Source organism: Malaciobacter pacificus, assembly GCF_004214795.1.
GTDB lineage: Bacteria > Campylobacterota > Campylobacteria > Campylobacterales > Arcobacteraceae > Malaciobacter_A > Malaciobacter_A pacificus.
On sequence record NZ_CP035928.1, the window covers coordinates 119,626 to 145,805 of the forward strand.

27 protein-coding genes are annotated in these 26,180 nt (G+C 28.1%); 14 read left to right on the plus strand and 13 right to left on the minus strand.

All coding sequences use genetic code 11. The features are described from left to right. Positions 1-27 precede the first annotated feature (27 nt). Genes APAC_RS00590 through APAC_RS00625 form a run of 8 tightly spaced genes read left to right on the plus strand, consistent with a single transcriptional unit; the run spans position 28 to position 9,812 of the window. On the plus strand, positions 28-1,596 hold the full coding sequence (locus APAC_RS00590) for a hypothetical protein (protein ID WP_130232262.1): 1,569 nt from the start codon (positions 28-30) through the stop codon (positions 1,594-1,596). A gap of 3 nt (positions 1,597-1,599) precedes the next feature. Next, entirely contained in the window at positions 1,600-2,616 is a 1,017-nt protein-coding gene (locus APAC_RS00595; RefSeq protein ID WP_130232263.1) for a hypothetical protein, read from the plus strand. Positions 2,617-2,628: 12 nt separating this feature from the next. Beyond that, on the plus strand, positions 2,629-4,317 hold the full coding sequence (locus APAC_RS00600; RefSeq protein WP_130232264.1) for a GspE/PulE family protein: 1,689 nt from the start codon (positions 2,629-2,631) through the stop codon (positions 4,315-4,317). Further along, positions 4,305-5,054, plus strand: a complete 750-nt coding sequence (locus tag APAC_RS00605) for a hypothetical protein (protein ID WP_130232265.1) — start codon at positions 4,305-4,307, stop codon at positions 5,052-5,054. The genes APAC_RS00600 and APAC_RS00605 overlap by 13 nt, the downstream gene beginning before the upstream one ends. 1 nt (position 5,055) lies before the next feature. Further along, complete coding sequence (locus APAC_RS00610; RefSeq protein ID WP_130232266.1) at positions 5,056-5,550, plus strand: hypothetical protein; 495 nt, start codon at positions 5,056-5,058, stop codon at positions 5,548-5,550. Further along, positions 5,547-7,721, plus strand: a complete 2,175-nt coding sequence (locus tag APAC_RS00615; RefSeq protein ID WP_130232267.1) for a hypothetical protein — start codon at positions 5,547-5,549, stop codon at positions 7,719-7,721. Before APAC_RS00610 ends, APAC_RS00615 begins: the two co-directional genes overlap by 4 nt. Before the next feature lie 15 nt (positions 7,722-7,736). Further along, positions 7,737-8,732, plus strand: a complete 996-nt coding sequence (locus tag APAC_RS00620; protein WP_130232268.1) for a hypothetical protein — start codon at positions 7,737-7,739, stop codon at positions 8,730-8,732. A 9-nt stretch (positions 8,733-8,741) separates the two neighbouring features. Beyond that, complete coding sequence (locus tag APAC_RS00625; RefSeq protein WP_130232269.1) at positions 8,742-9,812, plus strand: ATP-binding protein; 1,071 nt, start codon at positions 8,742-8,744, stop codon at positions 9,810-9,812. Positions 9,813-9,828: 16 nt separating this feature from the next. Here the strand turns inward: APAC_RS00625 and purT are convergent, their stop codons facing one another. The 5 genes from purT to APAC_RS00650 are packed head-to-tail and all read right to left on the minus strand — an operon-like array spanning position 9,829 to position 13,701. Continuing rightward, complete coding sequence (purT, locus tag APAC_RS00630; protein ID WP_130232270.1) at positions 9,829-10,998, minus strand: formate-dependent phosphoribosylglycinamide formyltransferase; 1,170 nt, start codon at positions 10,996-10,998, stop codon at positions 9,829-9,831. Between the two features lie 12 nt (positions 10,999-11,010). Further along, positions 11,011-11,772: a glucosaminidase domain-containing protein gene (locus tag APAC_RS00635; protein WP_130232271.1), complete on the minus strand. Its 762-nt coding sequence runs from the start codon at positions 11,770-11,772 to the stop codon at positions 11,011-11,013. A gap of 3 nt (positions 11,773-11,775) precedes the next feature. Beyond that, on the minus strand, positions 11,776-12,513 hold the full coding sequence (gene dapF, locus APAC_RS00640) for a diaminopimelate epimerase (RefSeq protein ID WP_130232272.1): 738 nt from the start codon (positions 12,511-12,513) through the stop codon (positions 11,776-11,778). Beyond that, a complete protein-coding gene (gene coaE / locus APAC_RS00645; RefSeq protein WP_130232273.1) occupies positions 12,510-13,103 on the minus strand; it encodes a dephospho-CoA kinase in 594 nt (197 codons plus the stop codon). The genes dapF and coaE overlap by 4 nt, the downstream gene beginning before the upstream one ends. A gap of 49 nt (positions 13,104-13,152) precedes the next feature. Further along, positions 13,153-13,701, minus strand: coding sequence for a spermine/spermidine synthase domain-containing protein (locus APAC_RS00650; RefSeq protein ID WP_130232274.1), 549 nt, complete (start codon positions 13,699-13,701; stop codon positions 13,153-13,155). A 98-nt stretch (positions 13,702-13,799) separates the two neighbouring features. Here APAC_RS00650 and purM point away from each other — a divergent pair, with 98 nt between their 5' ends. Next, positions 13,800-14,795, plus strand: a complete 996-nt coding sequence (purM, locus tag APAC_RS00655; RefSeq protein WP_130232275.1) for a phosphoribosylformylglycinamidine cyclo-ligase — start codon at positions 13,800-13,802, stop codon at positions 14,793-14,795. 131 nt (positions 14,796-14,926) lie between these two features. On the opposite strand, the gene APAC_RS00660 is transcribed toward purM, so the two are convergent. The 5 genes from APAC_RS00660 to APAC_RS00680 are packed head-to-tail and all read right to left on the minus strand — an operon-like array spanning position 14,927 to position 18,471. Beyond that, positions 14,927-15,946 (minus strand): glyceraldehyde 3-phosphate dehydrogenase NAD-binding domain-containing protein, encoded by a 1,020-nt coding sequence (locus tag APAC_RS00660; RefSeq protein WP_130232276.1) that lies wholly within the window; start codon positions 15,944-15,946, stop codon positions 14,927-14,929. A gap of 19 nt (positions 15,947-15,965) precedes the next feature. Beyond that, positions 15,966-16,667, minus strand: a complete 702-nt coding sequence (locus APAC_RS00665; RefSeq protein ID WP_130232277.1) for a pirin family protein — start codon at positions 16,665-16,667, stop codon at positions 15,966-15,968. A gap of 2 nt (positions 16,668-16,669) precedes the next feature. Beyond that, complete coding sequence (locus APAC_RS00670; protein WP_130232278.1) at positions 16,670-17,434, minus strand: DODA-type extradiol aromatic ring-opening family dioxygenase; 765 nt, start codon at positions 17,432-17,434, stop codon at positions 16,670-16,672. Between the two features lie 3 nt (positions 17,435-17,437). Continuing rightward, a complete protein-coding gene (locus tag APAC_RS00675) occupies positions 17,438-18,007 on the minus strand; it encodes a YceI family protein (RefSeq protein ID WP_130232279.1) in 570 nt (189 codons plus the stop codon). An 11-nt stretch (positions 18,008-18,018) separates the two neighbouring features. Beyond that, a complete protein-coding gene (locus APAC_RS00680) occupies positions 18,019-18,471 on the minus strand; it encodes a MarR family winged helix-turn-helix transcriptional regulator (RefSeq protein ID WP_130232280.1) in 453 nt (150 codons plus the stop codon). A 244-nt stretch (positions 18,472-18,715) separates the two neighbouring features. Between APAC_RS00680 and APAC_RS00685 the strand changes: the two genes are divergently transcribed. The 5 genes from APAC_RS00685 to carA are packed head-to-tail and all read left to right on the plus strand — an operon-like array spanning position 18,716 to position 23,610. Next, the gene (locus tag APAC_RS00685; RefSeq protein ID WP_130232281.1) at positions 18,716-19,822 is read left to right on the plus strand and encodes a pyridoxal-phosphate-dependent aminotransferase family protein; all 1,107 of its coding nucleotides are present in this window, start codon (positions 18,716-18,718) and stop codon (positions 19,820-19,822) included. Between the two features lie 5 nt (positions 19,823-19,827). Then, positions 19,828-20,679, plus strand: coding sequence for an ATP phosphoribosyltransferase regulatory subunit (locus tag APAC_RS00690; protein WP_130232282.1), 852 nt, complete (start codon positions 19,828-19,830; stop codon positions 20,677-20,679). Beyond that, a complete protein-coding gene (locus APAC_RS00695; RefSeq protein WP_130232283.1) occupies positions 20,676-21,929 on the plus strand; it encodes an adenylosuccinate synthase in 1,254 nt (417 codons plus the stop codon). Before APAC_RS00690 ends, APAC_RS00695 begins: the two co-directional genes overlap by 4 nt. A gap of 3 nt (positions 21,930-21,932) precedes the next feature. Further along, the gene (locus APAC_RS00700; RefSeq protein WP_130232284.1) at positions 21,933-22,484 is read left to right on the plus strand and encodes a DUF507 family protein; all 552 of its coding nucleotides are present in this window, start codon (positions 21,933-21,935) and stop codon (positions 22,482-22,484) included. 1 nt (position 22,485) lies between these two features. After that, positions 22,486-23,610: a glutamine-hydrolyzing carbamoyl-phosphate synthase small subunit gene (carA, locus tag APAC_RS00705; RefSeq protein WP_130232285.1), complete on the plus strand. Its 1,125-nt coding sequence runs from the start codon at positions 22,486-22,488 to the stop codon at positions 23,608-23,610. A 59-nt stretch (positions 23,611-23,669) separates the two neighbouring features. Here carA and APAC_RS00710 read toward each other — a convergent pair whose 3' ends face one another. The 3 genes from APAC_RS00710 to APAC_RS00720 are packed head-to-tail and all read right to left on the minus strand — an operon-like array spanning position 23,670 to position 26,154. After that, positions 23,670-24,143, minus strand: a complete 474-nt coding sequence (locus APAC_RS00710) for a phosphatidylglycerophosphatase A family protein (RefSeq protein WP_130232286.1) — start codon at positions 24,141-24,143, stop codon at positions 23,670-23,672. Beyond that, on the minus strand, positions 24,143-25,033 hold the full coding sequence (locus APAC_RS00715; RefSeq protein ID WP_130232287.1) for a DNA-binding transcriptional response regulator: 891 nt from the start codon (positions 25,031-25,033) through the stop codon (positions 24,143-24,145). The genes APAC_RS00710 and APAC_RS00715 overlap by 1 nt, the downstream gene beginning before the upstream one ends. After that, entirely contained in the window at positions 25,030-26,154 is a 1,125-nt protein-coding gene (locus APAC_RS00720; RefSeq protein ID WP_130232288.1) for a bifunctional 2-C-methyl-D-erythritol 4-phosphate cytidylyltransferase/2-C-methyl-D-erythritol 2,4-cyclodiphosphate synthase, read from the minus strand. Before APAC_RS00720 ends, APAC_RS00715 begins: the two co-directional genes overlap by 4 nt. Positions 26,155-26,180: the final 26 nt, after the last annotated feature.

Genomic DNA, 26,180 nt, shown 5'->3' on the forward strand with positions numbered 1-26,180 from the left:
TGCAGTCCTAAAAGTTACCATAATGAGATGTTAGATAACACAAAAAGAAGCCTTGGGAAAAAGGATTATCAAGATATTAAAACCTCTTATACAGAAGAGTTAGTAAATGAAGTAAAAAAGCAAAAAGAGTATATTTCAATTTTAGAAGATAAATCTTTAGGGGATATTTTAAAAGAAATGGAACTATTAGATGGTAATTTTTACTTTCTAAAAAGCAGTGATATTCTTATTCCTAAAAGTAGAATTAAAATTCATAGCATGAGTGAATTAAATCACTATTTAAATGCTGTATTAGATAAAGAACTTTTTGTAAAAAAAAGTGGCTCAATTTATCTTGTAAAACTTTTAAATGTAAGTGAATCAAAAAAACTATCACTTGATAGAATTCCTTTTAAATTAAATGGTCAAATTTCAGTAGAAGAGTTAATAAAACTAATTACAGCAAGCTGCGGATATGAAGTATCAATTGGAAATTATATAAAAGATAGATTTGGATTTCAAAATAGTATTGTAAATATCAGTTCTACAAATTTAAAAGATGCATTAAATTCATTAGCTTATGCAAAAAATGTTTACGTAGATATTGATTATGATAAAGAGATGATAAATATTAGTAGATATAAAGATATGGTTGTTGAGTTAAATATTCCTCTTTTAGATATTAAATCTACAAATGAAACATCAAGTCAAGAAACATCAGGTGAAAGTAGTATCAAAAATAGTTCTCAAATAGTTTTATATGATGAGCTTGATAAAATGTTAAAAAATATAATAGCAACTGATTCAATCTCTACATATCATATTGATAAAGCAAGTGGATTGATATTTTTAAAATCAACTAGAAGTGTTGAAAATGCAGTTAGAACTATAGTTAAAGCATATGAAACAAGTTTTGCTAAAGAAGCAACTATAGAGTTTGAAAGAATTGAGTTAGCTTTAAATAAAAGTAGAGAGTATGGCATTGGTAGTATTAGTGATAGTAGACAAACAAATCAAGATGCAGGTGTATTAAAATCTATCGGTGCTGATGGTGCAATAAATTTTACAAGCGATAATGCAACAAGACTTTTACAAATTGCAGCAAAAGCAAATAATGAAATAGGAACAATCTTAAATTATAGTAAAAATATAATTGTGTTAAAAAATAATATCCCATCTGTTCAATCAATTAGTCAAAATACTGATTATATTGAAAAAATTGAAACAACAGTAACTGAAGGTGTTAGTACATCTGAAGCAACAGTTAATACTATTAAAGATGGAACTTCTGTTACAGCAATGGCTAAAATATCTAGGGATAAAATATTTTTAAATATTACACCAACAATTAAAAAACTAATTGAAATTACTGAAAAAACAGTTGGTGATTCAACTATTCAATTACCTCAATACAATGACCAAAGTTACAATATTTCAAGAGAAGTAAAACTAGGAGAGACAGCAATCGTTGGTTCTATTATAATTCATGATGATGCAAAAGAGTATCAAGGGATTTTACCTTTAGAAGGTTTTGCAATTGGTGGGGCTGATTCAAAATCTTATGTAAGAAGAGAAATTGTGTACATTGTAACACTAAGAAATATTAAAGGCTTTTAAAAAATGAGTATGTTCTCTGATCCTTATGAGTCTTTTTTATTAGATTATTTGATTACTAAATTAGAAAATGGTTCTAATACTAGAAGAGCATTACTTTTATATGGTGAACAAATAACTAAAGAAACAAAATTTAAAAAAAGACTTAAAGCTGCAATTAGAGATATGGAAATAGGTAAACACTCACTTGAAGCAATTTTACATAAGCATAAGTTTTTAAACTCATTTCAATATAGTTTAGTAGTAAATAGTACAAGTACAATTGATGGATTAAAACTTGTACAATCATTTAAAAAGGCAAACTCAAATCTATTAACTAAAATGATAAATCCTATTTTTGTACCCTTAGGAATAATAATAGCAACATTTTATGGATTGATTTTATATCTTGGAATGCTTGAAAAAGAGCTTGTAGGTTTGAAAAAATTAAATCCTGATGTAGAACAATTTCTAGGAATCCCTGGCTATTTTACTTATGATATTGCATATCTAGGACTTGGAATATCTATTTTTATTACAGCATTTATTCTTTTTGGATATATTTATTGTGAAAAATATAAACCTGGATGGTTATATGGTGTTTTTAAAACACAAGCCTTTTCTGATGGAAGATTTATGTTTAGAATTTTAAATGGTATGCTAAGTGCTGGTATATCTTTTCATAAAACATCATTGATTTTATCAAAAGACTATTTTAAAGTAGGTCTTAGACCATTTTTTCACGAGTTATCAGATATTATCAATAGAAATAAAAAACTATTTATAGTTTTTGAAAAATATAATTTTCCTACAATTATAACAGCAGATATAAAACTTTCAGAACTAAGTAAAACAAGTTTTGTAGAAGTAACAAAAGCACTATATCAAACTTGTGATACAATGTATGAAAAAAATATTAATTATATGGTATTACAATGGAGATTTTTCTTCTGGTTAATTGCTATGTTAGTAACAGTTATTATTGGTTCGGATGTTATTAACTTAGTTATTAGTACATTTACATTTAAAACTTTATATCAGTAGGCAAAAGTAGTTATGTTAGGTAAATTATTTAATAAGAAAACATCTTTAAAAGTGTTAAAAGGAATCAAAAAAAGTAATAAGAAAAAAGAGTCTAAAAATATTTTTGATTCAAAAAATTTAAAAAGAATTTTTGAAGAACAAAAAAAATCTTTTATTAAATTAATAAACAATAAAGAAGATGCAGATACAGACTTAGCTATTTTAATTGAAGATATGATTAAAGATAAATACAAGTTAAGTGGTGGATTTGGAGACTTAATTGCAAATGAAGAAAAATATGAAGAGTTTGTAAGAAGTCTTGGATATGAATATTATGCAACTTATAATGAATTATCTCAATATTATCAAGATACATCTTTTCAACTTGATGAAAAAAAATTAGAGTTTTGTACAAGTATGTACATAATAACTTTAGAAGATAAAAAAACAAAAAATAAAGTTCTTGGTATTAGAGATGTTGTAAACTTAGACTTTGATGTTTTAAGTAAGTTTTACTTCACAAAAATTGTAGTTTTAGGAGAGGGAGTATTATCTTCAGTATTTGGTGAAGATAGAGAGATTATCTTTGGTTCAAATGCTGATACAGATAATGATGAAGAGATTAATAAATATTTTGACAAAATGATGGGACAAGCTATTTTATTAGGAGCTTCTGATATTCACATTCAAAAAACAAATAGATATGCAAGTCTTTGGTTTAGAATCGATGGTATTAAAGTTGAGATGGGTACTATGCCTATTGCAATTGCAAAGACTTTAAAAAGAAGACTTGTAACAATGGCAGACCAAGAAGATTCTGATTATGAATCAATTAATGGTGTTATTAATTATGAGTATGGAAAAAAATCAATAAAATTTAGACTTGGTTTAATTAACTCAAAACTAAACTTTTCACTTGTTATGAGGATGATTGGTGGTAAAGGTGTAGTTTCTCATAAACTTGAGGGATTAAACTATCCAAAAGAGTCAGTTGATATACTAAAAAATCTTACAAGATATGCAAATGGAATGATACTTATCACAGGACAAGTTGGTTCTGGTAAAACACACTTAATGTATGCCCTATTAAAACAACTTGCACAACAGCAACAATATGTTGTAACCATTGAAGATCCAGTTGAGTATGTTGATGAAGCCTTTTTCCAAATTGACTTATCAGAGTTTGCAAGTGCAAGTGAAGAGTTTAAGTATGGTTATCCTGAAGCGGTTGTTGATATTTTAAGACAAGATTCAAATATTATTCTTATTGGTGAGACAAGAGAGCCTCAAACAGCTTCACAACTTGTAAATGCAGCAAACTTAGGACAGTTAGTATTCTCTACAATGCACACCAACTCAGCCCCTGCAACAGTGTCAAGAATGACAAGTTCATTAGGAATTAATGAAGGGGATATTGTTGATAACTTAAGAGGAATAGTATCTCAAAGACTAGTTAGAAAACTTTGTGGTTATTGTAAAACAGAAGATGGAGAAGGTGGTTATAAAAAAGTTGGATGTGATGAATGTAACAATAGCGGATTTAAAGATAGGGTTCCTATTGCAGAGGTTGTAAGATTTAAAATTGGTCATGATGGTGATTTCGAAAATCCAGCTGAATATATGACAGTTGAGAAAGCTTGTATGGCGCAATATCATGCTGGATTAATTACAAAAGAGGATGCGATGGCAATTATTAGAGGGGAAGAAGTATGGTACGACTAGTAATTACTGATTTTGCTAGTAAAGAAGATAATGAATCATTTTATGTAAATGATGAATTTGATGCTTTAACTCAAATATATACATATCAATCCTTTAAAAAAAATGCAGTATATTTATCAAAATATGAAGTGCATGATGAAATATACTCTTTAAATTTGCTTTCAAAAAAACATTTGAAAAAAAATCAGTTTTTAATTCATATTGCAGATGGGGAATATATTATTTTATTTAATCATAAAACAGTTTATTCTGCAAAAATAAATCAAAACTTTATTACTGATGATATGATTAAATCGATCTTAATTACAAAACATATTGTAATGCTTTCAAGTGGTGGAGCTATTGATAAACTCTATTATGTAATAAACTCTAAATATAAAAGTGCTATTGAAAATATTTTAAAACAAAATACAAGAAATGATAAAGGTGATGTTGTTGCGCAATCCTTAGGAGAAATCAAAGATTTAGTAAGGCCATTAGTTGAATTAGATACTTTTAAAGGTCATGCTTTTAAAAACTCATTTAGCTTGATTTTTGTTGCTGGAATTTTGTGGTTCATGTTTTATGGCTTAGATGTTTTTAGTAATAGTTTATTTGGTAAAGAGTCTTTAGATAGTTTAAATAGAGAATTAAAAGTACAAAACAGATTGTTAAAAAGGCAAGAAGTATTATATAATAAGAGTTTAAAAGAGTATAAAGATTTGACTGATTGTATAACTGTGAAAGGTACAAACTAAGATGGTAAGTATTAGTAAAAAAACTGTATCTTTAATTATTAAAATAGGACTAGCCGTAGTTGTTGTATATACTATTGGTTTTGCTTTTTATAAAATTGGTACGTATTATAAAACATATTATGAAAAGCAAAAACTTACTCAAGAGTTACAAATAAAGAAAAATGAAACTAATAGTTTAAAAAGACAAATAAAATTAAATCAAGAAAAGATTGAAGATGTTAAAAATAGTTATATATCAAAGGATGAATTGGCAGTAAAAGTAAAAGATATTTTTGAAAGAATGTCTGTATTTGATTATAATTTAGCATTTTTAGATGCAAAAAAAATGTGTGTTGATAGGTATGTATTAATCACACAATTAACTTATCAAAGTGAACAAGGGAAAAAAGCAGGTGAGGGTATTTTATCATACATTGGTGATATGAAACAAAGTGATAAAAATAGTTCTTTATATTTTGTTGATTATGTGACAAAACCTAAAGGAATTAAAAAATGAAATTAGTTATTCTTTTTTTTCTACTATTTAATTTTTCTATTGCTACAAAGTTAGATTCCCTAAGTTTAGCAAAAATCAAGAAAACTGTTCAAAAAGAGGAAGAAATAGCTAAAGCTTATAAGAATTTTTTGATAAATGAAGGTAGTGTACCAACTGTTGATAGTTTAATTACAGCTGGATATTTACCAAAGGGCTTTAGTAAAATTAATCCTTTTGGTAAGGAGATGAAAATCTCATTAACACTTGATAATACAATTGTTAATAGCCTTCCAGATAGTATAAAAATTGATGCTTATGATCATTATTACAATGGAAAATACAGAGAGTATACAAGAGAACCTCTAAGTTCTACTAGTGATAATGTAAAAATATATTTAAGTAAAAAAGAGAAAATTATTTTTGATAGAATCGCAGAAATTGATAATACAAATCCTGTTAGTCAATATAGTTTAGAAGATGGTGTTCTAAATTGGTATGATGCAAATGGAAATTATAAATACTCTTTTGATGGTGAAAAAATAATTGTAGATGAAAGTGTAACAATTTTAAATTCATTAAAATCTTTTTCGACTGAGTTTAAAAATATGACATCTGGAGTTAGACATGCAGGACAGACTATTTTACAAGAAGATAATGGAGTAGTAGAAGATTATTTAGTAACAGATGATAGTGCTGTTGCTTTAAATGAAACGAAAAGAAATTATGGTGGAACAATTATTCAATTTACAAGACGTGCTGGTGGAATGATTGTAAATGGAGATATTTATACTTGGGGAAATAATCAAAATAGAATTACAAGTATCAATAGTGATAATTTAACAGGAGATAGAAGTGATACAGCTCCTGTAATAAATGCACTAGTTAGAGCAAAGGTTCATGTGCCTTCTCAAACTGTTGATGGACTAGAGTATAGTAGAATAATAAATAAAGGCTATTTCTCTTCTCCTATGAGACCTAGATTTATTGACTTTCATGCAACTGTTTATTCAAGTACTTGTGGTGTTACAACAAAAGGAGAACTTTTTTGCGGAGGTACTACAGGAAAAGATAAATCATTTGGAACAATGTTTACCCATGTAGATAAAGAGGGAAATGATGATGAAATGCTTTATAGAAGTACTTTTTTTAATGGTTCAGCAACTGCTCCAAAAGCAAAAAAAGTTTTTTCAAATAATCAAATATGGCATATCTTAAGTGAAGAGGGTGATATTTATAGATGGGGATATGACTTTTCAGGATTTGCAGGAAGTGGGAGTAGATGGTGGAATTGGAATCAGGTTATCCAAAATCCAGAAATAATACCCAACACAGGTGCTAAATTTGATGATATAACATATCTTTTAACAATTGGATATAGAAAAATTGGAGCTTTATCAACTACTGGAGATATTTATATCTGGGGTGTGGAAACTCAAAACTCAAATAATTATGATTGTACAGAAAGATGGGAATATGTATCTTATAATTTATGTTTTCCTACTGCTGTTACTACATCAAATTCAACAATGTCTGAGGATTTAACTTTTACTAGTATAAAAGGTGGATTAGAAGCATTTATTGCTGAAGATACAAATGGGAATTATTATAAAATATATCATCCTAAAAATAAAAAAATACAAGTAGAATCTTTAAATGAAGCTATTAAAACTTATTCAGAATATGATGAACAAGCAGATAGCACAATATTGTCAATCGATTTATCAAGTAAATTAAGTGGTTCAAGTTTAGAAATAAACAAAGGTATAGTTTGGGTAAATGGGAATAATGAGTTAAAAGGTGATTATTTTACATCTGAAAATAAAAATGACAATCTTTTTAAAAGTGCTATATCAAAAATTAAATGGAAAAAAATCAAAGTAATTCAAGATGATAATGGTATGTGTGGTATTGATGTAAATAACCAAATGTATTGTTGGGGTGTAATGTCTTTTTACAGAAATGACTCAAGTGTATATTCTACTATGGGAAATACATTTATGATACCTGTATTTAATTCAAATTTATATGATTTAGATAAAGATTTTTTAGTTGCTGAAGGTGGAAATGGATATTTAACAAATATGACATCTGATGAATGGGAGACAACAAATAGTGATGGATACAGTGGAGCATTTTTTATGAAGTATCCAACATATATTGGTGGATTTAATTTTGAATTTGAGTTTAAATAATAAAAAAGAGGAAATATGAAAAAAAATATAGCAATTGTTGGTTTATTAATGTTCTTAAATTTAGGTTTAAGTGCTAATGAGATGAATAATGTCGATAAATTAGATGTATTAGACAAACAATCAAAAGAGTTTTTCAAAGCTATTACTGGATTAGAAAAAGATTACTTAGAGGAGCAAATCACTAATATTGAAAGTAAAAAAAATCAAGTAATACCAAATAATACTCCTGCAGTTAATCAAAGAGGTACTGTAGTTCCTGCTGTTCCTGAGCCAACAAAGGAAGAGACAGAAAAAAATATATTTAAACATCAAAATGAGATAGCAAGATTAACAAGTGATTTTACAAGAACAAAACAGTTAAAAGATATTAGAATTAAAAGTATGTACTCTTTTAATGGAAAAGATTATGTTGTTCTAAAACTTGATAATGAAAAAGCTCAAAATGTAGGTGAATTAACTTCTAGTATTGAAGGGCGTTATTCAAATGGAGATTATATTTTAGGCCACAAAATTACATCTGTAAATGTTAGAACTAAAAGTATAAAACTTTATAAAAAACTTGATGATGAGTATGGATATAATATTTATATAAGTAATTATGGAATTAGTGTTAGTGATTTAATAAAATATGAAAAAGAAGATGAAAAAAAGCCTAAAGTTAGTAAACAAAATAGTAGTAAAGTAAAAGATGCCTTTACTAAATTGACAAAAATTAGCTCAAATGTAAATACAGATGAAGTTAAAGAAAAAAAAGAATTAAGTAACACATGTTTATACACTGTGAAAGTATCAAATTTAAATGTTAGAAATGAATCAAAACCTGATGCAACAATTTTAAGAATTTTAAGATTAGAAGATCAATTTACAATAGTTAAGAAAACTGATGACTGGGTTTTATTAGACACTATATATAAGAAAAAATCAGGTGACGTGATGCCTGTTGATGATAAAAGTAATTGGGTAAATATTACTTCTGATAATGTACAAGCAACTGATGAGAATTGTATTTAGGAAGATATTGTGGAATATATAAATAGTTGTAAAGAGGAAATTAATTTACGTTTAGAAAAGATTAAACAAGAGATAACACCTCTAATTGATAGTTATGTAACATTTTTCAATATTGAAAAAGTTTTCTCTAGTGAAAATGGAGGGAAGACTAGATTAAATAGACAACTATTTAATGAAAATCATGAGATTATAGTTCAAAAAATTTTAGAAATAAATGATGTTTTTGAGGAGATGCTTGATCTTATTAAAACTAATATAAAGTCAATATTATCTGAATTTAAAGAGTTTGATAAAGTTGACTTTATAAATTTAATATTTGATGATAAAAACTTTTTAGAGATTTTAGAATTAGACTTAAATAATGAGGTTATTCCAAGGGAAAAAAAGAGGGAAGTTGTAAGGGAAATAATTGCTCTTTTTACTTTAAAAAATAGGATATTTAATTTTAAATACTATTTATCAATGATTGATACAACAATCTTTGATAAACATATTAATAAGTTTGGGGTTGAAGAGTTAATTAATAGTTCAATAATCTTTGAAGTAATTGATTCTTACGGACTACAATATAAAGAGCTTGAAAAATTTCAATTAGAAATAGACTATTTAACTCCTAAAATTGAAAAAATTCAAAGCTTTCAGTTTTTAAACTCCCTATTAGAGTTACATAAAAGAAGATGTGATAACTTTTTTTATGCAAATACAAGATATAAAATCTCAATAGAGTACAATAATGATTTAGAGTTTAGAAAACCAATGTTGTTTAATATTAGTTATTTAGAAAATATTATCTCTTGCTTTATTGAGCAATCATGTATGGATTTAGTAAAACAAGAGCTAAAAAAAGGAAAAATCCAGAAATTTATTGATATAAATATTCAAAAGATTAAAGGTAGAATAGTTATAACAGTTAAAAATAATGGATTTGAAATAAAAAATATATTTAGTCTGTTTTCATCAGATGTAGATAATAAATTTGTTTTAGAAGCAAAAAATTTAGCAGATTCTATGAATGCACTTTTAGAAATCTATTCAGTAGAAAACGAAGGAATGGTTTACTCTATCTCTTTTAAAGCATAACTAAAAGCTTAAGCTTTTAGTTATCTGCAAAGTTCCCAATAATCTCTTTTGCTTTTTGTAGTGCAATATCGCTACTTTCTTTGTCATATGCTAATGCAACAGCCATTCTTCTTCCAACATGACTTTGAGGTTTACCAAATACTCTAATAATAGATTCTTTTGTAAATGATGAGTCAAAGATATCAATAATAGGATTAAATGAATCCCCACTTGCTTTATAAGCAGCACTTGCTCCTGCACCATAATCAATATAATCTAATGGTAATCCAAGTACCGCTCTAACATGAAGTGCAAATTCACTTGCACTTTGTGTAATCATAGTAACCATTCCTGTATCATGTGGTCTAGGACTTACTTCTGAGAAGTAAACATCATCACCTTTTACAAATAACTCAACACCAAAAAGACCACGTCCTCCTAATCCATCTGTGATTTTTTTTGCGATTTCTTGAGATTTAGCTTTTGCAACTTCACTCATGTTCATTGGTTGCCATGAGAAAATATAGTCACCATCTTGTTGGATATGCCCAATTGGTTCACAAAAAACTGTTTCTTTTTCATTTCTTACAGTTAATAAAGTGATTTCATAATCAAAAGTGATAAACTCCTCAACGATTAACTCACTAGCATCACCTCTAGCCTCTTTTGCTAACTCCCAAGATTTTTCTAAATCATCAGGACTTTTTGCAATACTTTGACCATGTCCTGATGAACTCATAACAGGCTTAATTACACAAGGGAAACCTATATTATTAGAAGCATCTTTTAAAGCTTCTAATGTAGTTACAAACTCATATTTACTTGTAGGAAGACCTAGTTCAACAGCAGCAAATTCTCTAATGTTTTTTCTATTCATAGTTTTATTAACTGCATCAGCATTTGGAATTACATGGAACCCTTCAGCTTCAGCATCAAATAAAGCTTGAATATTAATAGCTTCAACCTCAGGTAAAATATAAGTTGGTTTTTCTCTTCTAATTACATCTAGAACTTCATTTTTATTTTTCATATTGATTGTATATGATTTATTTGCAACTAATTGAGCAGGAGCATTATTATAGCTATCAACAGCAATAGTTTCAATTCCAAGTCTTTGTGCTTCTATAACAACTTCTTTCCCTAATTCACCACTTCCAAGAAGCATGATTTTAATAGAATCAGATTTTAGTGGAGCTGTAAATTTCATTTTATTTATCCTTTAATTTGTGTTTACTTTCATATAAAATTTTTTATCATAGCTATTTAACTTATTTGAATTTATAACATTTTTCAAAATACTTAAATAGTCATGTCCAATACCAGAATAGTTTACCATTGTTTGAGATAGTGATAATCCATCAGGATTGATTTTTTTTAATCTTAAATTATACCTTTTTTCTCTAAATGATTTGTATGCATAGTTTCTATTTAGATTTAACATATAAGCACTAATTGAGTCTTCAAGTGTGCTAAAAACCCTAATTAGATGACGTGCTCCTGGTGTTCTTTTTTCAGGAACCATTCCAATTTTTGGATTATAAGTCCAATGACCAAAAATATTATTAGCTTTTTTGATAAACCTACTTTTACCCCATCCACTTTCAACAGCAGCTTGAGCTAATGCTTGAGAAGGAGGTATTACATCGATTTTTTTAATGTATTCATTATAGGTATAAAGCTTTTTTATTTTATATTTCTTTTTTATTTCTAAAAGTTTTTTAAACTCCATAGAAGAGTGATCTAAAGTAAGTATATTAGAGCTAAGAGTCCTTTTTACAAAATCTCTTTCCTCTAAGATTTTCAAATTTTCTTTTTCAATTAGTTTATACATATAATCAAAAAAATACTCTTTAGACTCTTTAGAGTTTTTTATGTTGTAATACTCTTTGGGCATACCTTTAGCTAAAGCCATATCACTAGCTAAAAGTATACCAAATGTAAAAATTAGTTTCTTAAATTTTTTAATAAAGTTATTTATCATAAGTTATATATCAGTAGTAAAGACTTTTTTTACTGCACCTTTGAAATAAATAGTGCCATTTTTATTACTTAATGTAAGTTCTTCTTTACTTTTTGGATAAACAAAAGCAATATCATCAACTAAACCTAAGTCATGAGCCCTTAAAAAACAAGCAGCCATTCCAGTTCCACAAGCTAATGTTTCACCTTCCACTCCTCTTTCATAAGTTCTAACATAAACTTTTCCATCAACTACTTTTGCATAATTTACATTTGCATTGTGTTCATGTCTCATAGTTGAACTCATTTTATGGTCATAAATATCTAAATCATCTACTATTGTTACTAAATGTGGAACACCAGTATCAACTAAAAACCATGTAAGTCCAAATTGAGAAAAAGGTTCTTTTACAACAACAGGAGCTGTTAATTGTGACTCAACAATATTTTCTTCAACCCTTGATTCAATAATTCCAGCACCCGTTAAAAATTTTAAAGATGAAGGAGCTAAATTATTATTATAAGCATAGTGTGCAACTGCCCTTGAAGCATTACCGCACATAGCTGCATCACTTCCATCACTATTGTAAAATAGCCATTTAAAATCAGCATCACTACTTGGAACAAGAACAACTAAGCCATCTGCACCTATTCCTTCTGTTCTGTTGCACAGTTTAACTGCAAGTTGTGAAAAATCTTTTTCTATAAATGTATGAAAAATTACAAAGTCATTTCCACTTGCACTATATTTTGTATATGTCATATAATTTCCTCAATGATTCTTTCTACTTCATTTTGTAAGTGTTTTAAATTTTTAGAATTATCAATAACCATATCAGCCATCTCTTTTTTCTTTTCAATATCCCATTGATTTGAGATTTTAAGTTCAGCTTCTTCTTTATTAATATTATCCCTTTGCATTAATCGCTCAATTTGAATATCTTTAGGTGTATAAACAACTAGTGACCTTGGAATTGGATAATGCATTTTTTCAAAGAAAAGTGGTATATCAATAAAGTATGGTTTGTTTTGTAATTCAAATACTCTAGATTCTTTTATAATCTCTTCTTTGATTAAAGGATGAAGTAGGGCTTCAAGTTTGAGTTTATTTTCTTCATTTGAAAAGATAATCTTTCCTAACTCTTTTCTAATAACTTTACCATCTTCATCAATATATTGACTTCCAAACATTTCAGCAACTTTTGCTGAGTTCTCATCTAATAGTTTGTGTGCTATTTTATCAGCATCAATAGTTAGAAAACCATGAAGTTTAAAAAGATTACAAGTTGTACTTTTCCCAGTTGAAATTCCGCCAGTTAAGGCGATTGCGTTTTTAAATAAATCTATACTCATAGTAGATATTTTACTAAAAGTAAGATTTATTTAATGTTAATAGTAGTTTTTATCTTTTTGCAATACCAGTTAAAGCTTTGTGTTCAGCTGCTGGGAATACAAAAGATGCAGTTTGGATTTCTGCAGAATAGTAATTTAAATCATCCATTAAATCTGCTCTTTGAAGATTTAAATCAGCAGTTGGATGGAAATTTTTAGAAGCAATAATTGAAGTGTTATGTCCAAATCTAAATGGCATAGCAATCCAGAATTTTGTTCCAACTAACTCTAAGTCAGCTTTTAACTTTGCTTCATCTTTAGAAAATGCTGATGTTGCAAAAGTGATTAAACCATCATCTTTTAACACTCTATCAATATTTGCTAAAAGTAATTCATCAATTTGCACATCTGTAAAAATAATTACATCAATATTTTTTTCATTTTTAGATGTTAAAGCTGATAAATCACCAAATTCAAAATTTGAAGTAAGTGAATGTTTTTGTGTTTGAGCTTTGAATTCATCATCAACTGTTCCAATAACTAGAACATTTGAAGCTTCCTTGTGTGTACATAATGGTACATGTACCATCATTTCATTAAATGCGTTTGTATCTCTCATAATATATAATCCTTAATATTTATAAACATTTCGATATAATACCAAAAAATTTTTAAATGAACTTAGATTAAACAATAAACAATGAAAAAAGGTGAATAATGAGTACAGTAAGTTACAAAGATGCTGGTGTAGATATTGATGCAGGTAATCAGTTTGTAGAAAACATTAAACCACATGTTAAATCAACTTTAATTCCAGGAGTACTTGGTGGAATTGGTTCTTTTGCAGGTGCATTTGAATTACCAACGGGATATAAAAACCCAGTATTACTTTCAGGAACTGACGGTGTTGGAACAAAATTAAAATTAGCAATTGATTCTAAAAAATATGATACAGTTGGAATTGATTTAGTTGCAATGTGTACAAATGACTTATTATGTAACTTTGGTGAGCCATTATTCTTCTTAGATTACTATGCTACTGCAAAATTAGAAGTTGATGAAGCTACTGATGTTGTAAAAGGAATTGCGCAAGGGTGTATTCAATCTGAGTGTGCATTAGTTGGTGGTGAAACTGCTGAAATGCCAGGAATGTACAAAGAAGGTGATTTCGATTTAGCTGGTTTTTGTGTTGGAATTGCAGAAAAAGATGAGTTAAATAGAATTGAAAGAGTAAATGCTGGTGATGTATTAATTGCACTTCCATCTTCAGGTATCCACTCAAACGGATTTTCATTAGTTAGAAAGTTACTTTTAGAAAAATTAGGAATGTCTTTAGATGATGATTTCCAAGGAAAACCATTAAAAGATGTTTTATTAGAACCAACTAGAATTTATGTAAAAGAGTTTAAAGCAAATAAAGATAATATCAATGCTTTAGCACATATCACTGGTGGTGGAATTACTGAAAACTTACCAAGAGTTTTACCTGAAAACTTAAAAGCAGTTATCAAAAGAGATTCTATTAGAGTATTACCAATTTTTGAATTTATGGGTAACCATGTGGAACTTGAAGAAATGTACAGAACATTCAATATGGGTGTTGGTATGATTTTAGTTGTTAACCCTTCAAATGTTGATGCAGTTTTAGCAAATACTGATGGTTATGTTATTGGTGAGTTAGCTGATGGTGAAAAGGGAGTTGAATATATCTAGAAATCTAGATTTTCATTCATCTTCTTCGTTAAAGATTTATTTTTAATCAATCACATACTAATTGTATGTTTAATCTTAAAAATAGATCTTTGCCTTGAATCTAAATAAAACTTTAGATTTCTTACATATTATTACTTAGAATAATACTCTAAAATATCAACTACTTTAGAAGCATATCCCCATTCATTATCATACCAAAGAAGAAGCTTTATCATTTTTTTATTTTTTACTTTTGTATATCTATGATCAATTATTGTCGTAAATCTTTGCTTTTTAAAATCACTTGATACAAGTGGTTCATAATTATTTAGTATTACATCAAATTTTTGATTAGTTTCAATATCTTTAAATAGTTTTTCTATTTCCTCTTTGCTCGAAGAGTTTTTTGTAAATAGTGTTACATTTATAGCTCCAACTGTATCAGTTGGAACTCTAAGTGAATTTGAAGAAATCAAATCATGATTAAACTTTTTATTTACATATGAACAAGCAGTAATTGTAGTTGTACTACTAGGAATGATATTTTGAGTTGAAGACCTACCAAACTCAAAGTTATACTTTACATCCCTTGTATCACTTGCTACATAACTTCCATCTAATACTCTTTGATGATTTAAAAGTGGATGCACTGTAACAATATCTGCACATAAAATCTCTTTTGCTTCATCAATTATTTTTAAAAGTGGACTAAGGGCTGTTGCATTACATGAACTAGTTGATATTACTTTGTGAGTATTTTTATTTAACTTATCTTCATTTACTCCAAGAATCATATTAATATCAGCACTAGAGTTTGGATGAGTTAGAAAAATCGCTTTTACATTTAGCTCTTTTAATTTTGAACTATCATTTTTAATTCCACTTGAATCAATAATATAGTCAATACTAGTTAAGTCAATATCAAAAATAGATTTGTGATTAGATATTTTGATTTTAGCTTTTGAGTTTTTTATATAGTTTGTATCTATAATTTTAAATTTATCTTCATAAGCTCCATAGGTTGAGTCATAATTTATAGAGTAAACAATATTTTCTATATATGGATTTATTTCATTAATTACAACTATTTCAAATTTATCATTTGTTAAAAGTTGTTTTAAAATAGCTTTCCCTATTCTTCCTACACCATTTATTAATACTTTTTTTTTCATTTTAGAATTGTAGCATAGTTTAAATACTCAAATCTATAAATAGGAAATGAGAATCTTTTTTTGATTTAATTGTTAATATCTTTTCATCAAAAATTTCAGCTGCATCTCCATAATTTAAATTAATATTATTTAAAAGGGAACTACCCTCTATTTGAACAAAATATAATTGTCTGTTTTCTTTTATTTTAACTGTAAACTCTGTCTCTTTTGTAACTTCACTTACAAAGAAATCAACATCTTGATGGATCTTAATTTCACTATCTTTATCTAATGAAGACACAATATTTAGAAGCTTATTTTCTCTTTGAGTTTTTTTATATTTGTGTGAACCATAAAGTCTTGGAAGACCTTTTTGCGGTGGAATTATCCATATTTGTAATAATCTTAAATCTTTTGATAAATGTTTATTATATTCACTATGATATATCCCCTCTCCCGCACTTAAGTATTGAACTTCACCTCTTTTTAAAGTCTCTTCATTTCCCATTGAGTCTTTGTGCATAAGCTCGCCATTTATAACATAAGTAATAATTTCCATGTCTCTATGAGGATGTGTATCAAAGCCACCATTTGGATGAATTATATCATCATTTAATACTCTTAGAACTCCAAAATTTATATTATCAGGGTTTCTATATTCGGCAAAACTAAAGTGAAATCTACTCTCTAACCATCCAAGATTTGATGTTCCCATATTCTCTTTTGAAAGTTTTTTTATCATCTTTAATCCTTAAAAATATAACTTTGCATACTTAATGTTTTATTTAGTATTTCATTATTAATAGCATCTGCAATTTTATTGTTGCTATTCCCAATTGCAATATAAATAGGTAAAAAATGTTCAAGGCTTGGATGCATATATCTAAAGTTTTCTATATTCTGAATATTTAATATCTCTTTCATATTCCCTTTTTTTAATATTTCAGTAATTTTTTCCTCAAATTCTTTTACATCTTGACTTGGTTTATGATGTGCATCAAATGATACGGTGTGTAAATTATGAGTTAATGAACCACTTGTAATTATCATCGCTTCATTTTTTAAAACTTTTAATTTTTCACCAATATTTATCAACTCTTCTACTGAATAATCTAAAGGAAGAGATAATTGAATAACAGGTATATCAAGTTTTTCATACATCATGTATAAAATTGTCCAAACTCCATGGTCAAATGTTACTCTTTTTTCATCTATTTTTACATCAAAATCTTTTAGGGCTTCTAAAACATCTTTTGTATAATTAATGTCACTAGATAGTGGATATTTAACTCTATATAGTTCAGGTTCAAACCCCATAAAATCATATAAAAGATCATTAGCAAGAGGATTTATTATTTTTAATCCTCTTGAACACCAATGTGCTGAAACCATCACTATGTATTTTGGTTTATCTAAGTTATTTACTAGATTCCTAAGATTAGTTCTTGTATTAACTTTTTTTAAAATGGTATTAGGAGCACCATGTGATACAAATAGTGATGGAAACATAATTTATTTAGCCTTAATACCTTCGATTTCAACAATTAGTTTTACATCAGAACCAACAGCAACTCCACCAGCTTCTAATATAGAGTTATACTCAATTCCATAATCCATTCTATTAACAGTTCCAGTTAATGTTAAACCAGTTCTTGTATTTCCCCATGGATCTTTTATTGTAGCCCCTGCTGTTTCTAAATCTAAAATTACATCTTTAGTAACACCTCTCATAGTTAACTTACCATAAGCTTTGTCGCTTTTGATTTGTGATAATTCGAACTTAATTTCTGGATATTTATCAGCTGCAAAAAAGTCAGATGCTCTTAAGTGATTATCTCTTTTTTCGTTATCTGTATCAATTGAAGCTACTTTTACAACTCCATTTAATGATTTTAAAGTATTTGTTGCTTCATCATATTCAAATGAACCACTAAATTCATTGAATTTTCCTGTTACATTTGAAACCATCATATGCTTAACTTTAAATCCAACATTCGAGTGACTTTTATCAACATTGTATGTTCCTGCAAATAATGCACTTGCACTTAATAGTGACACTAAACCTAATTTTACTAATTTCATTTCTCTTCCTTTTAATTTGATTTATACAATTTATTTACTAACTCATATAAAGTATCTAACTCTTCATCACTTAGTGATTCACACATTTTAGTAAGATTTTCAGCATGCTGCGGAAATACTGCTTCTATGATATCTATACCTTTTTTTGTAATAGTTTGTATTGTAGACCTACTATCATTTGGGTCTTTTATTGATGTGATATAACCATCTCTTTTTAGATTTCTTACAACAACTGTTATGTTACCTGGGGTACTCATAGTTAATTTTGTAATTGCTCCAATATTTAAATCGCCTCTATGATAAAGAACTTCTAATACTTTAAATTGATTAAATGTAAGGTTATTTTTTGATAAGTAGTTTAAAGTTTTACTAGAAATTTTAGTATGTGCTTTTTCTAATCGCACAACTGTTTTCATAGCTTTATCTGTTCTTTTCCCGTAAGATTTTAAACTTGTTTTTATCATAAATACTCCTTGTGATGAAATAATACTACTAATTAGTAATAAAAGTCAAGGCTAAGTAAGTATAAAAATTATACTAGTTAGTATTATATTGCTTAATAGTCCCATGAAATAGTGCTTTAAAAAATTTGAAAATTTCTTTTTCATATAAAAAATTTAGATAAAAAAATTACTTAACCAAGTAATAAACTATAATTAGATAAAATATCCCGTTTTGCTATAAAGAAAGAATTGTAAGGATACAAATATGTTATTAACTCCAGGTCCTACTCCTGTTCCAGAATTTGTTAGAAAGGCGATGGCTGATATAACAATCCATCATAGAACTCCAGAATTTGAAGCAATTTTTGCACAAACTAGAGAACTTTTATTTGAATTATATGGTATGGATGAAGTTGTTATGCTAGCTTCTAGTGGTTCGGGTGCTATGGAAGCTTGTGTTACAAATTTAACAAAGAAAAAAGCTTTAACTGTAAATGCAGGTAAGTTTGGTGAAAGATTTGGAAAAATTTGTAAAGCATTTAATATAGATTATACTGAAATTAAAAATGAATGGAATACTCCTGTAAGCGTTGAACAAGTTTTAGATATTATAAAAAATGACTCAGATATTGATTCAATTTATATCCAAATTTGTGAAAGTGCTGGAGGATTAAGACACCCAGTTGAACAAATTACTGCTGAAGTAAAAAAAATAAATAAAGACATCACAATTGTTGCAGATGGAATTACTGCAATTGGTGTTGAAAAAATTGATACTACAAATTTAGATGCAGTTATTACAGGAAGTCAAAAAGCATTAATGTTACCACCAGGTTTAGCAATGGTTGGTTTATCAAATGCAGCAGTTGAAAAAATTGAAAATAACCAAAAAGGTTTTTACTTTAATTTAGCAACTGAAATAAAAAAACAAAGAACAAATACAACAGCATGGACTGCTGCTACTACTTTAATCATTGGATTAAAAGAGATTTTAGCACATATCAAAAATGAAATTGGTTTTGAAAATTTATATGAAAAAACAGCATTAAGAGCAAAAGCTACACAAGAAGCTTTAAAGGCTATTGGATGTGAGATTTATCCAAAAGCTCCAGCTAATGCTATGACAACAATTTATACAGAGCATGCACCACAAGTTAGAAAAATATTAAAGACAAAATATAATGTAAACATTGCTGGTGGTCAAGACCATATTAAAACATTAATTTTTAGAATTAATCACATGGGATTAGTTGAAGATTATGAAGCTGCATGGGCTGTAAATGCAATTGAACTAGCATATGATGAATTAGGTTTAAGAACATTTGATGGAACTGCAAACAGAGTTTTTGCAGACGTAATGTTTAAAGGATAAGGGTTTTGATTTTTGAACACGAAATTCCAAAAGGAAGTCGATTATATTTTGGTGCGTCTGCTAAGGCTAAAAGAGTTTTAGAAAATCAAGTTTGTGATATTTTAGATAATGCAGGTTTTGAAGAAATTTTAACTCCAAATTTTTCATATTCACAGCACCAAGCTATTGGAAATGATAGAAAACTTATTAAGTTTTCTGATGAAAATAATGAGCAAGTATCATTAAGAGCAGATTCTACACTTGATGTGGTTAGAATTATTACAAAAAGATTAGGAAGAACAACTGCTCATAAAAAATGGTTTTACGTACAACCAATATTTACATATCCTTCAAAAGAAGAGTATCAAATAGGATGTGAATGGATTGGGCATAATGATATTTCAGATATCATGAATTTAACAGCAGAAATTTTAAATGCTTTAAAAATTAATCCAATTTTACAAATATCAAATATCAATATCCCTAAACTAGTTGCTAGTGAATTAAATATTGATATTGATTTATTAAAAAATGGTGAGATAGCAGCACTATTTGAATTAAATTGTGATTGGTTAAATAAATTAATTAAAGTAAAAGATATAGAAAGTTTAAAACAAGCGATTCAATTTGTACCACAAAGTATAAAAACTGAATTAGAAAAACTTTTAGATAGAGCACAAAAAGTAAATTATTCAAATACTATTATTGCTCCATTATATTATGGTTCATTAAAATATTATGATGGTATTTACTATAGAGTTATTCACAATAACTCAACACTTTGCAAAGGTGGAATGTATTCAAGTGAGGGAATGAGTTCACTTGGTTTTGCACTTTATACAGATAACTTATTAAAAATATTAGAGGAAGACAGATGAGCGCAGATGTTATAGTTGGAATTCAATGGGGAGATGAAGGTAAAGGTAAGATAGTTGATATGCTTGCTCAAGAGTATGATATGGTATGTAGAAGTCAAGGTGGACATAATGCAGGTCATACAATTTGGGTTGATGGTGTTAAGTATGCTTTACATTTAGTTCCTTCAGGAGTTTTAAATCCTAAAGCTATAAATGTAATTGGAAATGGAGTTGTTTTATCTCCTGAATCAATTATCAAAGAAATGAGCCAATTTGAAAATTTAGAAGGAAGATTATTTATCTCTGATAAAGCTCATTTAAACTTACCTTATCATGCATTAATTGATCAAGCAAAAGAGAGATTAAAAGGTGATAAGGCTATTGGTACTACTGGAAAAGGAATTGGACCAGCTTATTCTGATAAAATTAATAGAATTGGACACAGAGTAGGTGAGTTATTAAATCCAGCAAAATTAACTGATGCAATTTTAGAGTATTTTGAACAAAACAGAGCTATCTTTGATGTTTTACAAATTGAAACTCCAAATAAAGATGCACTTTTAGAAGAGTTAGCTGGTTATACAAAAACTTTAGCACCATTTATTACAAATACTACAAATATGGTTTGGAAAGCACTTGATGAGAATAAAAAAGTATTACTTGAAGGTGCTCAAGGAACTATGCTTGATATTGACCATGGTACTTATCCATATGTTACATCTTCTTCAACAGTTAGTGCTGGTGCTTGTACTGGACTTGGATTAAATCCAAAAGATATTGGAATAGTTACTGGTATTACTAAAGCATACTGTACTAGAGTAGGTAATGGTCCTTTCCCAACTGAAGACTTTGGAAAAGATGGTGATACTATGGCAGATGTTGGAAAAGAGTTTGGAACAACAACTGGTAGAAAAAGAAGATGTGGTTGGTTTGATGCAGTTGCAGTAAAACACGCAGGAAGACTTAATGGTTGTGACCAATTAGCATTAATGAAATTAGATGTTTTAGATGGTTTTGAAAAAATTAAAATTTGTGTTGCGTATGAAACGGAATCTGGTGAAAAAATTGATTATGTACCATCAAGTTTAGAGAATTTAAAAGCTGTTTATGAAGAAATTGATGGATGGGATAGTGTAGTTGGAATTAGAAATTATGATGACCTTCCAGTTAATGCAAAAAAATATATAGAAAAAATTGAAGAGGTTACATCTGTAAAAGTTGGAATAGTTTCAACTTCTCCAGAAAGAGATGACACAATTATAAGGGGATAAGTAATGAGATTAAAATTACACCACACGCCATATATCTCAAGAAGAATTACAAGAGATTTAGTTAATTGTGACTATGTTGAGATGAGGAAAGAAAAAAGTTCAATCTCTGCTGAAATTGAGAAGATTTTAGATGAAGATATTGAAAAAGAGTTTGCACTTGATGAAAAAGTACATGAGATTTTAGATGCACAAGAAGAAGAGATAGAGTTTTTAAATGCAGATAGAAGACAACTTTTTTGGATGACTAAAAAAAGATTGGCTAATGATTTTGGAATCATTTTGAATAATGAAGATAGATTTTCTGATATTGCACATAAAATAATGGATTTCTTATGGGAAGAAGATTTTATTCATTATACTTGTTCAGATAATAAAGTTAAAAATGTTATTTTTGCTTCAATTGATGAGTTTATGAAAGGCTTTGAAAAAGCCGATTCAGAAGTTTTAGAGAAGTTAAAAAATTACAAAAGAAAGTTAATACCAGGAACTGAGGACTATGATTTAGTTTATCATAGATTATATGAAGAGGAATTAATAAAAAGAGGGTTAATTTAATATGCAAAAAGTATGGATATATTTAGAAAATGGAACATTTTTAGAGGCAAAATCTTTTGGTGCAACTGGAACATCAGTTGGAGAAATAGTTTTTAATACTTCTTTAACAGGTTACCAAGAAATTATTTCTGATCCATCATATGCTGGACAATTTGTAACTTTTACAATGCCTGAGATTGGAAATGTTGGTGTAAATGAAGATGATATGGAAAGTACTAAATGTCACTGTAAGGGTGTGTTAGTAAGAAACTATCACGCGCAATACTCTAATTATAGATCTCAAGGTGATTTAGATACATTATTAAAAGAGCATGGGGTTTTAGGTATTACTGAGATTGATACAAGATTTTTAACTAAAATGATTAGAGATGAGGGTGCAATGATGATGATTGCATCAACTGAAATTTCTTGCAAAGATGAGTTAGCTAAAAAATTATCTGAGTCTCCAAGGATTGAAGATATTAACTATATTGAGCAAGTATCAACTAAAGAGTCTTATGTTCATAAGTCTGGTGCTTGGAATCACGAAATTAAAGCATATAATAAAGCAGTAATGAGTGATAAAAAAGTAGTAGTTATTGACTTTGGTGTTAAGAGAAATATCTTAAATGAACTAGTTCAATCAGGACTTGAAGTTGAAGTAGTACCATCTACTTTTAAAGCAGAAGATTTAATTGCTAGATTTGAAGCAAAAGAAATTGGTGGTATCTTCTTATCAAATGGACCTGGTGATCCATTAACTTTAACAGAAGAGAAGAAAGAAGTTCAAAAATTAATAGATAAAGACATACCAATGTTTGCTATTTGTTTAGGACACCAAATGTTATCTATTGCACATGGGTATGACACATTTAAATTACCATTTGGGCAACATGGTGGAAACCACCCTGTAGCAAATCCTGAGAGTAAGATTGTTGAAATTACTGCACAAAATCACAACTACAATGTTCCAGATACAATTGTTGAGATTGCAGAAATTACACATAAAAACTTATTTGATAACACAATAGAAGGTGTTAAATATAAAAATAAAGAGATTTTCTCAGTACAACATCACCCTGAAGCATCTCCTGGGCCACATGAATCTAAATATATATTTAAGAAATTTGCAGAAATCGTAAAATAAAAAATAAAAAAAAGGGGAAGAAGTTTAACCTCTTCCCCTTTTTTATTTAGTAGATTTTATTAAATAAAATTTGAAATTAGTTGATAAGTTCCAGCTGCTGCAACACCACCTGCGATACCTGCAACTAAATCATCACCCATAACTCCCCATCCGCCTTCTACTTTTTCATCAATTTTTCCAATAATAGATGGTTTCCAAATATCAAAAAGTCTAAAGTAAATAAAAGCAAGACCAGACATGATTAAGAAATTTTCACTATTAATTCCACAAATTGCTAATGCTATCCACATACCAGCAAGTTCATCAATTACTATTTCTTTACTATCATGCTCACCAACTTCCTTTTCATAAATATTGATTTGTTTTACTGCAATTACAGTAATCAATAAAGCTAATAAAAAAAGAGTTGAAGGGTGTAAGTATTGAATTAAAAACATACCTAAAAGTAATGATACAAATGAACCAACTGTTCCAGGTGCTTTGGGACTAAGTCCACTAAATCCAACGGTTAAAAAAAATTTTCTAAAATTCATTATTTCTTCTTCTCTATACCAAGTTTTTTTCTTTTTTCCCAAAGTGATTTTCTAGAAATTCCTAACTTTTTAGATAGTTCAGTGTCAGGATATTTATTTTGGTATGATAAAACCATAAGTTTTACATAGTCATTTATAGTCATAATATTTGAGTTTGTCATTAATTGATTTTCATCATTGAATTCCACTTTTCTATATGGAAACTCATCCTCTTTTTCCAGTGTAGAAATAACAACATTTTTTTGGTCAATTAATTTATATAGGTTCTCTTTTGCATTTTTTTTTAATGTATGAAAATCTGTAAGATATATTATAGTTTTTGTATTAACTAAATTAAAAGTTTTTTGCCAGTTTGCATTAGATAGAGAAATAAATTTTATTGGCATATCTAATCTTCTAGATAGATCAAAAACTAATTTATCTGAGCATTTTTGTGAATTAGATTCAATTAAAGTTGGGAAAGATGGAGGAAGGATTGTGTCATTTGTATCAATATCATTCATGATAAAATCTACATATTCTCTAAGTGTACTTAACTCTCTTCTTAAACTTCTACACTCTTTATAGTGATATATTTTTCTAACTAATTCATCCATAATAAATGGTTTCATTATATAATCTTTAGCACCTTCATTAATTGGGTTCGTTACTGTTTCATCTGAAATATAAGAGACTAACAATAAAATTATTGAAGTAGGACTATATCTTTTTATAATACTATTAACTAAAGCAGAAGGAAGTGATGTTGATAGCAGTATAGTATCATAATCTTTCGTTAGATTATCGATATTAGGTGATTCAATATAATCACAACTATGTCCGTCATCAAGTAGTCTAGATACCACTTTTTGAGCTAAGTAAATTTCATTTTCAATAATTAATATATTCATCTTATTTTCCAATTATAATATTTCAATGTTGCTATGCTTTGAACTGCAACACCTTCACTTCTTCCAATGAAGCCCATTTTTTCTCCAGTTGTTGCTTTGATATTAATAAATTGCTTTTTAATACCTATTAGTTCACTAAGTTTTGACTTTATCTCATCTTTATGTGGATTGATTTTTGGTTTTTGAGCTAATATAGTTAAATCAATATTAACTATTTCATATCCAACATTGTACACAAAAGTTAAAATCTCTTTTAACAAAAGTTTTGAGTCAGCACCTTTATATTTGTCATCAGTATCTGGGAAAAACTCTCCAATATCTCCAGCCCCACAAGCTCCTAAAATAGCATCAATTACAGAATGAATTAAAACATCGCCATCACTGTGTGCTTTAAAACCATACTCACATGGGATTTCAACTCCACCTAAATACATTTTTTTATCATTAGTAAATTGATGGATATCTATGCCAGTTCCTGTGAAAAAATTATTAGATGGTCCATTTAAGCAAAAAATATCATTTAGTTCTTCGCCAAATGTTAATTTTTTACTTTCAATACTTCCTTTAATATATTCAATAGTTCCTCCATAAGCTTTAATAGCAGAGCTATCATCTGTGTACTCAATATCAGTATTTAATGCATTTTTTAATGTTTGAGTATGTGAAAGTTGAGGAGTTTGTATTAATTTTACTTCGTCTCTATTAATTGTATCTTCTCCATAAACTACAGTATCTGATACTTTTAAAATAGGAACTATACAAGAGGCTTTTTCTTTTGAAGCAATTAGATTGATAATTACATCTTTAGGTACGCAAGACCTAGCAACATCAGTAACCATAATATGTTCACTTGATACTTTTTGTAATGCATTTTTAATAGATTCTTGTCTTGTTTGTCCTCCATGAACAAACTGAAAGTCATCACTAAAATTTTTCATATAATTTAACTCGTTTTTATGAGAAACAATTATAACTTTATCAAAATTTGCATATGAAGATAATCTATTCGCAACATTTAACCATAAGGGCTCATCTTTAATTCTAAGCCATTGCTTCTTTGTTTTATGTTCAAAGCGTGTTGAATTTCCAGCACAAAGAACTACAAGTGTAACATTTAGCAACAAAACTCCTCTTGTGTAAAAAAGTT

Bases quoted from the DNA above. Each gene is read 5' to 3' on its own strand.
- APAC_RS00600 (WP_130232264.1), top strand. From the start codon at position 2,629: ATGTTAGGTAAATTATTTAATAAGAAAACATCTTTAAAAGTGTTAAAA.
- APAC_RS00700 (WP_130232284.1), top strand. From the start codon at position 21,933: ATGAGATTAAAATTACACCACACGCCATATATCTCAAGAAGAATTACA.
- coaE (WP_130232273.1), bottom strand. From the start codon at position 13,103: ATGAGTATAGATTTATTTAAAAACGCAATCGCCTTAACTGGCGGAATT.
- APAC_RS00615 (WP_130232267.1), top strand. From the start codon at position 5,547: ATGAAATTAGTTATTCTTTTTTTTCTACTATTTAATTTTTCTATTGCT.
- APAC_RS00710 (WP_130232286.1), bottom strand. From the start codon at position 24,143: ATGAATTTTAGAAAATTTTTTTTAACCGTTGGATTTAGTGGACTTAGT.
- APAC_RS00675 (WP_130232279.1), bottom strand. From the start codon at position 18,007: ATGAAATTAGTAAAATTAGGTTTAGTGTCACTATTAAGTGCAAGTGCA.
- carA (WP_130232285.1), top strand. From the start codon at position 22,486: ATGCAAAAAGTATGGATATATTTAGAAAATGGAACATTTTTAGAGGCA.
- dapF (WP_130232272.1), bottom strand. From the start codon at position 12,513: ATGACATATACAAAATATAGTGCAAGTGGAAATGACTTTGTAATTTTT.
- APAC_RS00605 (WP_130232265.1), top strand. From the start codon at position 4,305: ATGGTACGACTAGTAATTACTGATTTTGCTAGTAAAGAAGATAATGAA.
- purT (WP_130232270.1), bottom strand. From the start codon at position 10,998: ATGAAATTTACAGCTCCACTAAAATCTGATTCTATTAAAATCATGCTT.
- APAC_RS00660 (WP_130232276.1), bottom strand. From the start codon at position 15,946: ATGAAAAAAAAAGTATTAATAAATGGTGTAGGAAGAATAGGGAAAGCT.
- APAC_RS00695 (WP_130232283.1), top strand. From the start codon at position 20,676: ATGAGCGCAGATGTTATAGTTGGAATTCAATGGGGAGATGAAGGTAAA.
- APAC_RS00595 (WP_130232263.1), top strand. From the start codon at position 1,600: ATGAGTATGTTCTCTGATCCTTATGAGTCTTTTTTATTAGATTATTTG.
- APAC_RS00670 (WP_130232278.1), bottom strand. From the start codon at position 17,434: ATGTTTCCATCACTATTTGTATCACATGGTGCTCCTAATACCATTTTA.
- APAC_RS00610 (WP_130232266.1), top strand. From the start codon at position 5,056: ATGGTAAGTATTAGTAAAAAAACTGTATCTTTAATTATTAAAATAGGA.
- APAC_RS00665 (WP_130232277.1), bottom strand. From the start codon at position 16,667: ATGATAAAAAAACTTTCAAAAGAGAATATGGGAACATCAAATCTTGGA.
- APAC_RS00685 (WP_130232281.1), top strand. From the start codon at position 18,716: ATGTTATTAACTCCAGGTCCTACTCCTGTTCCAGAATTTGTTAGAAAG.
- purM (WP_130232275.1), top strand. From the start codon at position 13,800: ATGAGTACAGTAAGTTACAAAGATGCTGGTGTAGATATTGATGCAGGT.
- APAC_RS00635 (WP_130232271.1), bottom strand. From the start codon at position 11,772: ATGATAAATAACTTTATTAAAAAATTTAAGAAACTAATTTTTACATTT.
- APAC_RS00620 (WP_130232268.1), top strand. From the start codon at position 7,737: ATGAAAAAAAATATAGCAATTGTTGGTTTATTAATGTTCTTAAATTTA.
- APAC_RS00715 (WP_130232287.1), bottom strand. From the start codon at position 25,033: ATGAATATATTAATTATTGAAAATGAAATTTACTTAGCTCAAAAAGTG.
- APAC_RS00650 (WP_130232274.1), bottom strand. From the start codon at position 13,701: ATGAGAGATACAAACGCATTTAATGAAATGATGGTACATGTACCATTA.
- APAC_RS00590 (WP_130232262.1), top strand. From the start codon at position 28: ATGTTAGATAACACAAAAAGAAGCCTTGGGAAAAAGGATTATCAAGAT.
- APAC_RS00680 (WP_130232280.1), bottom strand. From the start codon at position 18,471: ATGATAAAAACAAGTTTAAAATCTTACGGGAAAAGAACAGATAAAGCT.